The organism is Vibrio sp. 1078-1, from assembly GCF_033340475.1.
In genome coordinates, this window is the sequence record NZ_JAWOWM010000189.1 from 1 (window position 1) to 839 (window position 839).

Sequence of the window (839 nt, forward strand, 5' to 3'; positions counted from 1 at the left end):
ATCTAAGACCACTTTGTTGGCGTCATCCACAGGTGCATCTGAGACACCAAGAGAAAACGTAGCGGATTCTGTATTTGATGAAGAGTCGTCACCACCGCAGCCAGTCAGTAGTAGACCGCCTGAGATAGCAAGTAGAGGATAAGTGTATTTTTTCATATTGACCTCTTGTGTTTACACTGCCGATAAACATCGAAGATTAGTCTCAGAGTCGAGACCAAATGTCATTGCTTAGTAATGACGGGGTCAATGTAAAAAAGGGAAATTCATAATGTGATATGGATTCCTAAAAAGCTATTTTTAAATCTATTGCTCAAGTGTAGCTGCGAAGCAGTAACTCCATTAACTTCGGCTCTACTTAGCTAAACAACGTGGTTGCTTGGTAACCACTTTTCCCATTTTTACAAGCGCTTTTTTATAAAACTAAGTTCTTATTCGTAGTGAAATGAAGTTGATAATAATCAAAATAGATAGGTGATGAGGGGCGTAACGTAAGGTCGAATATTGCTAGAAGGAATTAGTATGATGGCATACAAATTTTTTATTCGAGAGCTACTAGGATTAGCGATCGTGGTTTCAGTTGTTTTTGGTGTACTTGGTGTGATGCTCGATCTTTTCGCGCTTACGGCGTTGTGGGAACATCAAGATGCAATTGCTCAGATCTTTTTTCATGAGTCGTTTTATTTCATTGCATTCTTAATCCCGCCATTTTTCCTATGGAAGATTATCAATCGTTCTGATTTGGTTACCGCCGCACAAAACTATATCGCGCTAAAGTTAGAAGCAGAAAGTCGATAATCTAACTCCAAGTACGATTGATACCATTTGATACGACAGAGGCT

The 839-nt window shown here is 39.2% G+C and carries 1 protein-coding gene; it reads left to right on the top strand.

Annotation, left to right across the window (positions count from 1 at the left end; translation table 11 throughout):
- Nucleotides 1-522 precede the first annotated feature (522 nt).
- Entirely contained in the window at nt 523-795 is a 273-nt protein-coding gene (locus tag R7190_RS26490) for a hypothetical protein (protein ID WP_021487203.1), read from the top strand.
- Nucleotides 796-839 lie beyond the last annotated feature (44 nt).

What these genes read in the sequence shown, in the direction of transcription:
- R7190_RS26490 (WP_021487203.1), top strand. Translation starts at nt 523, where the DNA reads ATGGCATACAAATTTTTTATTCGAGAGCTACTAGGATTAGCGATCGTG.